General features: G+C 55.7%; 8 protein-coding genes. All 8 read right to left on the bottom strand.

Annotated elements, in window-relative coordinates; genetic code table 11:
* Positions 1-160 precede the first annotated feature (160 nt).
* The gene (locus B2R17_RS27840; protein WP_286766575.1) at positions 161-826 is read right to left on the bottom strand and encodes a peroxiredoxin-like family protein; all 666 of its coding nucleotides are present in this window, start codon (positions 824-826) and stop codon (positions 161-163) included.
* A 624-nt stretch (positions 827-1,450) separates the two neighbouring features.
* Positions 1,451-1,882 carry a hypothetical protein gene (locus tag B2R17_RS27835; RefSeq protein WP_286766574.1) on the bottom strand — a complete coding sequence of 144 codons (432 nt, stop codon included), beginning with the start codon at positions 1,880-1,882 and terminating at the stop codon, positions 1,451-1,453.
* Positions 1,883-2,030: 148 nt separating this feature from the next.
* On the bottom strand, positions 2,031-2,810 hold the full coding sequence (locus tag B2R17_RS27830) for a hypothetical protein (protein ID WP_286766573.1): 780 nt from the start codon (positions 2,808-2,810) through the stop codon (positions 2,031-2,033).
* 178 nt (positions 2,811-2,988) lie between these two features.
* A complete protein-coding gene (locus tag B2R17_RS27825) occupies positions 2,989-3,228 on the bottom strand; it encodes a hypothetical protein (protein ID WP_286766572.1) in 240 nt (79 codons plus the stop codon).
* A gap of 134 nt (positions 3,229-3,362) precedes the next feature.
* Complete coding sequence (locus tag B2R17_RS27820; protein WP_286766571.1) at positions 3,363-3,986, bottom strand: hypothetical protein; 624 nt, start codon at positions 3,984-3,986, stop codon at positions 3,363-3,365.
* 217 nt (positions 3,987-4,203) lie between these two features.
* Positions 4,204-4,668 carry a TolC family protein gene (locus B2R17_RS27815; protein WP_286766570.1) on the bottom strand — a complete coding sequence of 155 codons (465 nt, stop codon included), beginning with the start codon at positions 4,666-4,668 and terminating at the stop codon, positions 4,204-4,206.
* Positions 4,669-4,766: 98 nt separating this feature from the next.
* Positions 4,767-5,018, bottom strand: coding sequence for a hypothetical protein (locus B2R17_RS27810; RefSeq protein WP_286766569.1), 252 nt, complete (start codon positions 5,016-5,018; stop codon positions 4,767-4,769).
* A 283-nt stretch (positions 5,019-5,301) separates the two neighbouring features.
* On the bottom strand, positions 5,302-5,640 hold the full coding sequence (locus tag B2R17_RS27805) for a protein-disulfide reductase DsbD family protein (RefSeq protein ID WP_008667822.1): 339 nt from the start codon (positions 5,638-5,640) through the stop codon (positions 5,302-5,304).
* Positions 5,641-6,072: the final 432 nt, after the last annotated feature.

Below are 6,072 nucleotides of genomic sequence, written 5' to 3'. Positions count from 1 at the left end.
AAACTGCACGACCTCCTGCGCGGTCGCGGTTCGTAAGACGTCACGAACACAGCACTTGTGAAACGGCATGCCCCGCTTCGGTGGAGAGGGGAGGCTGTTTGTTTTGCCGTCGCTATCCGCGAAGAAAAACTAAATGTCATCTCAGCCAGCCGTCCCCAAACTACTTGGGTGCCGCGACGGAAAGCTGTTGCAACGCTGCGATGATGTCATCCGGTTCGGCTCTCGTCCGGTAGTCCACATCGACAAATCGCCAAACGACCACACCGTCGTTGGACAGCACAAAGGTTGCCGGAATCGGCAGCACATCGCCGTTGCCATTGTTGATTTTGGTCAGCTCGAGACCACGGTCTTTTGTCATGTGATCCAGCAAAACGTCGGGGACCTTCCAGGCCACTCCATATTGCTCGGCGACACGAGCGTCTTGATCCGACAGGACAACGAATTCGAGTTCGTCCCGTTCGGTTTGCGACAGAGACTCGTTGGGCATCTGCGGGCTGATCGCAACCAACTCAGCACCGAGGTTTTGAATCTCAGGCAGACGTTGCTGCAAGGCTCTTAGTTGCAGGTTGCAGTACGGGCACCAACTGCCACGATAGAACGTGACCACAACCGGCCCGCGTTCCAGCAGGCTGGCGAGCGAAACCGTTTCGCCTTGGGCGTTTGGCAATTCGAAACCGGGAGCCTCTTCACCGACGGCGGTCGCGTTGCCACCTTCTTGAAATTCCTTGGCCTTCGCTAGCAAGTCATCGACCGACTGCATGAATTCAGGTTTCGCCTGCCGAGTCTTCTCGATCTGGGCATCCGTTTGTTGCTTGAGACTTGTCATGGCTGATCCTTGAGAAGGGTAGAATGCTTGAAAGATGAGCAATCAACCGGTCTCCCCGCCAACCACGTGCCAAAAGCAACCACCACTTTCACCCACTCACTTCACCCTCCTGGCACAAAGTTCGACCGAACCGCAGGAAGGTCGAACGTTAACCAACCAAACCATCCACCTGGAAACCCGAAACGTCAGCGAGGAATCAGCACAGACCATCCCTCGCCAACCGGCTTGTCGATTTCGTCGTCAACAAGGTTTTAACGCATGTAAGATGGGCACTCTTGCCTTTTTGTACCCCACATCTCGAAACACCAAAGATTAGTGTCCGATCAGATTAGATTAGTGTTCCACCAGAGCGGTCATGGGAACACTAATCGCCGCTAATCGAACACTAATGATTCCTGGACAAGGATATTTGGCTTCAAACCGCTTGTATTCCCAACTCATGCGGCTCCCAAAAGATGTGGGATACAAAAAGGCACTCTTGCCCGTCAGAGTGGTTGACGACGGCCAAGAGGGCCAACCTAAAGCAAAATCGACAAGCCGGAACGCGCCGACTTCGCGTGGCAACCCGCGGAAAATGACGCAGCCTTGAACAACCATTGACTGGGCCGTCGCGTCCATGCGACATCAAATTCTTTTCGCCTTGTTGATGCCGCGGAAGGTAAATCGAATCGTCACCGCCATTGCTGCGATGGCGTAGCACACCGTCATGAGTTGGACTGGCTTTCTGGCGTTTGGCGGGCCCCAGTCATTCGCAATGATCATCGTTGCGACGAGAGCAATGAAGGCGAGTCCTGAGTAGCCGTAGTTTGCAATCAGTCGGTCGTTGCATCGTAAGCCCAGCAGCACCAGGCTCAAAGAGCACGCGGCGAGGAGAGGGGCGCTTAAGAAGATCGTTTCGACGCTCAAAAGCTGTGCGAGCAGGCCGATCGTGACGATGCCGCCCTGAACGTAAGTGAGGATTGTGAGCCAAACGGTCGATGTTCGCGGGCGCACCGGGGCAACGCGATGACCGGCATCCTCGGTTTGTTTTGCCGGAGCGTACGGGTTCGCGTCCATGGTCGGATACCTGGTTCGAAGCGCATAGCCGGGAAGGTGCGAAAGATTTTTACCTTTTGGCCAGCGACTTGAGTTTCTCGTTGGTATCGGTCTTCCGACGCGAACAAGCAACCACTCCCCAGTGGCAATCGTGTTTCCGTGGCGGTGACTACGGTCGTTTCTCGAGTGTGTAGTGCTTTGCTTCGGTGTCGAGTTCAAAATGGAATCCCGTCGATGTTCGCTTGGACGGCACGTCAGCCAGAGTCAACGCATGAATCCCGTTTGAACGCTCGGCGATAACCCGGGCTCGGTCGAGGTCACCAGGGACCGCATAGAAACTGAATCGTCCCTCGTGATCGGTCAGCTCTGGAGCCGATCGTGCAAAGAGTTGATCCACTTGAGTCTTGCGTGAATGGATCGTGACGAATGCTTCCTCAAGCGGTCTTCCGTCCACTCGAACGCGGCCGGTGACCTTGATTGCCTTGGCCAGTTTTAACGTGACCAGTTCGTCGAGATCGGTGTTTGGCGTGAGGACTTTGTAAGCCGAACCAAAACGCTGGCACCGATCGTTGAGCTCTCGAGCGAACGCCTCGCGTTCGACCGGATCCCTGGGGGCGTCGTCACACAGTTTCATGGCTTCTTCGGTCGTGAGCTCGACACGATGAGCTGCGAGCCCTGCCAAAGACCAGTCCACGTCTCCAAGCGTCAATTCGCAGCGACCGTTCGCGTCCGTTGTTTGCGACGGCGCCAGTTCCATGGGGACTGGATAGTCCTTCCCGTTTTGTTGGACGGTTTTGAGATAGCGAGCCGCGACGGTTGCACCCTCGACCGGTTTGGCTTGTTCGTCGACGACCTGAATCGAGATACGCTGCCGATCATCAGCGAACACGCAGGTGGAAGTCGCAAGCCAAAAAACGACCGAGGCGACGCAGGTGTTTTTGGCGATCATGAATAGGTCTCCGAAAGTGATCCAAGAAAAATGTCAACTTCCGTCTCACATACGCTTGTCGTCCAAGAGCACCGCCAAAGTATTTTTCATTTGCTGGCGCGCCCTGCGGTCCTTTCCTTCACGACGATTTCCTATCTCTTCGCGTTCTTTCAATCGTACGTCAGTCGGTCGAGGCCGATCAAGCAGCGCGTTGGCGTTTCCACCACCGAATCGACGCGAGCAGCATCAGTCCAAGCACAAAGGCAGCAGGAATGGATTGCTGGACACGCTCGGTTGTGCTCAGCACTGGAGGCAGATTTCCACTCGCACCACCTTTGGCATCACCCCAAGTAATCCCAAGCGACACGACGCAGAACATCGTAATGATGGCAAACACGCACATTAGAAGTGCAACACGGATCGCTTCGGGCCACGGCATTGACGGCGGAACCGGCTTCGCTTCGCGCGGCGGATCGTCATGTGGCGTTGGTGGCTGGTATGGATTGTCGATTGGGCTCTCGTGTGTCGCGGAACGTTGCGGTTCATTCGGCCGGCGGGACAGATCTTCCATTGTTAAAACGTCTGACTCGCCGACTCGGGGGCATCCGATAGTTCGTGACCTTGTCCGAGCGCATTCGTCCAAGCCGCCATCGATTCTGGAGTGTAGCCGACAGCAACTGTCGTGTAGGCCCGCGCGTTGCCGGAATTGTCGCGGTGGAGGGGAGGAAGATCAATCAGAATCAGTTCGCGATCACCAAAGAAAAGTCCGCCCGCTTTTCGGCTGGCATATTTCATCTGCCATGCTCGGCCACGTCGGAAATGGCAGGCTTCAACGGTGGATTCGATGGTCTCTCCGTGCCAACGGACGGTGATTTGGTCGCCAGCGATTTCAACGGTTGGAAGTTTCGATTGCGACCATGCGTTGAAGGTGAACCGACCGACGAAGTGCATGAGAAGAAACCAAGACAACAGCAATGTGATGCCTGTCGTGCACATGACGGCCAACTGCAAGGACAATGAGCCGTTGCGGAATGGCAGCCAACTGATCGTAATGCCAAGGGGGATCCAAAGCAGGGTGATCCCACCTATCACCAACCGATTCCAAAAGACGGCGGTGTTTCGCCACTGCCGGATGAATCGATCGGGGATACGTTCAACGAGAATCGGCTGCTCCATTGCTGTTTGCCTGCGTTGCATGCTCGAACCAACGGGGGACTGAGCGGAAAACAAGTGGCACAGGCTTCCAGCCTGTGTTCCGCGCAATCACAGGCTGGAAGCCTATGCCACTAATTCATACCGAAACCTATTCTTGGCTCGTTGCATAGGTATCGGCGGGGATTGGGCATCGACGGGGCGTGTCAAACGGTGGGCCGTCGCCAAAACGTTTGAGGTGCGACTCCGGATTTCGGCAAGGCTACTCTTTTTGCGTCACGGTCGCGTGTGGCGGAAGCAACCTCAGCAACGCGATTCGGGCGTTGAGTGTGTCTGCACGTGCGGCCAATAAGACTTGCCTCTCGCAAGTCCCTTGCGCGAAAGTGGCGACTCGGTATTGCTCCATGCGAAGTCGATTCTTGATGATCTGTCTGAGCGTCGCGATTCGTTTCGATTTGGTCGCGGAGCTTTCCAGCCGTGCGTTCAGCAGGTCTCGTTCGGCATTCAACACGTCATCCAGCGACGCTTCGCCGTTTTCGTAGCTGGCCGTGAGTTGTTCGAACCGCTCTTGCAGAATCTCGTCCCTTTCGGATTCAAGTTCGCGTATTCGATCCTCCACCGTTTTCGCTGGAACTGGCTTGACGGTGTCGTCAGCAACCAAAGTGGATGCGAAGGAGGTCGCGCAGCACGCGACCAAAGCTGCAAGCAGAAATTTCCGTGATGTCATTTGGCGTTCCATTGGGTTGGACCAATCAGTGAGAGAATTGGTGGGGAGCATCGGATGGCGACGAGGATTGAACAACAATGCTCCGGTGCAGGACGGGGTTACTCTCGAGAGTCTGAGTCACAACAGTCGTCGTCGGACGGGAAGATTGGCGTGTCAGGCAGGCGTCGCACGCGGCGATCGAAAACACTCGCAATCGCGATACGAAACAAAAGCAACATGACGCCAATCATTGGAATCACGATCCAGTTGAAAATTGGAATGTAGTTGAACCGGATGACCGCGATCGAGATCGCGACGTATGCCGTCAGCCACAGGAGCGTTGAGATGCGAAACCGTCTGGCATCTCGCATCGCCCGGCGAATGATGCGTTGGTCGAAAGTATCCTGAAATCCGGCGACCGTGTCCCGATACGCAAAGGTCAGCGACAGAGCGAGTAAGCCAGCGATGCTGGCGGCAGCGAGCGTTACGGCGTATGCGTTCCAGATGGCTCGATCCAGTGTGCAGTTTCGTGTTTCGTCTCAGGTAACTCGAGTCGGATGTCGGTGCCGATCACCCGGCGGGGATGAAGGACTGTCCAATTGTGAAACCGCATGGGCACGGCGCTGGTACGTGAAAGGGCCGTGCAATCGCGAGTCACTTGCGTACGGCGTTGAGCTTTATCCTACCAAGACACGCGTTCTGCAGGTGGTTGTACCCAGCACCTTCCAGTGTCAACGATAGCGGGCGTTTGACTGTTTTGTCGGTGATTGCAACCCTCAAGTCAGTCGAATCGCGGTAAACGTAAAGATCGCCCAGAAAACCAGTTTCGACTTTGAGCCCGTCAGGATACGAGACGCGTGAGTCCACGATTTGACCATCCGCGTCGCGAATGGTGAGTCGTGCGGCGACGTGTTTCCAAGCGTCGTTCTTCGGATCGTAGGCGTATAGATGGATGCCACGTTCGGCGATCAGTTGAACAGTGAAGTTCGTCACCGACTCGGGGATGGATTCGACAACGCGAATCAGCAGGTCGGCGCTGGTCGCGGGCTCGATTAGGAGAACCGGGGCTGACGCCCGTCGGCTGATTTGAGGGGTGTTTTTGGTTGGATCGCAAGGTGGGGACTGGCCTACGGGGTTGTTGCGTTGGTGGGTGCGTAGGCCATGTTCTACATGGCGGCTGTGATGGTGGTTTGGGGCGGTGGGCAGGGCGATTGCGCCACACTGGGTAATCTGCGACAGTGAGTAAAGATCCGTGTTTGGGCTGCTGATCCTCCGCAGCCAGCCGGGTGCACTCACTTTGGTATGTCTCGATGGAACGCTCCACTTCACTCATTGATCAGCTTGGCAACGTAACGAGACCCTCGTCCAGGAGTACCCGTTTATCCGCTGGTCCACATACTGTTCATGATGATTTGTGGAGTTGTG

Origin of the sequence: Rhodopirellula sp. UBA1907 (genome assembly GCF_002337565.1) — a bacterium.
GTDB classification, from domain to species: Bacteria; Planctomycetota; Planctomycetia; order Pirellulales; family Pirellulaceae; genus Rhodopirellula; species Rhodopirellula europaea.
Note: the sequence above shows the minus strand (reverse complement) of the source record. Positions and strands in the feature narration are given on the sequence as shown.

What these genes read in the sequence shown, in the direction of transcription:
- B2R17_RS27820 (WP_286766571.1), bottom strand. Translation starts at nt 3,986, where the DNA reads ATGCAACGCAGGCAAACAGCAATGGAGCAGCCGATTCTCGTTGAACGT.
- B2R17_RS27840 (WP_286766575.1), bottom strand. Translation starts at nt 826, where the DNA reads ATGACAAGTCTCAAGCAACAAACGGATGCCCAGATCGAGAAGACTCGG.
- B2R17_RS27825 (WP_286766572.1), bottom strand. Translation starts at nt 3,228, where the DNA reads ATGCCGTGGCCCGAAGCGATCCGTGTTGCACTTCTAATGTGCGTGTTT.
- B2R17_RS27835 (WP_286766574.1), bottom strand. Translation starts at nt 1,882, where the DNA reads ATGGACGCGAACCCGTACGCTCCGGCAAAACAAACCGAGGATGCCGGT.
- B2R17_RS27830 (WP_286766573.1), bottom strand. Translation starts at nt 2,810, where the DNA reads ATGATCGCCAAAAACACCTGCGTCGCCTCGGTCGTTTTTTGGCTTGCG.
- B2R17_RS27810 (WP_286766569.1), bottom strand. Translation starts at nt 5,018, where the DNA reads ATGCGAGATGCCAGACGGTTTCGCATCTCAACGCTCCTGTGGCTGACG.
- B2R17_RS27815 (WP_286766570.1), bottom strand. Translation starts at nt 4,668, where the DNA reads ATGACATCACGGAAATTTCTGCTTGCAGCTTTGGTCGCGTGCTGCGCG.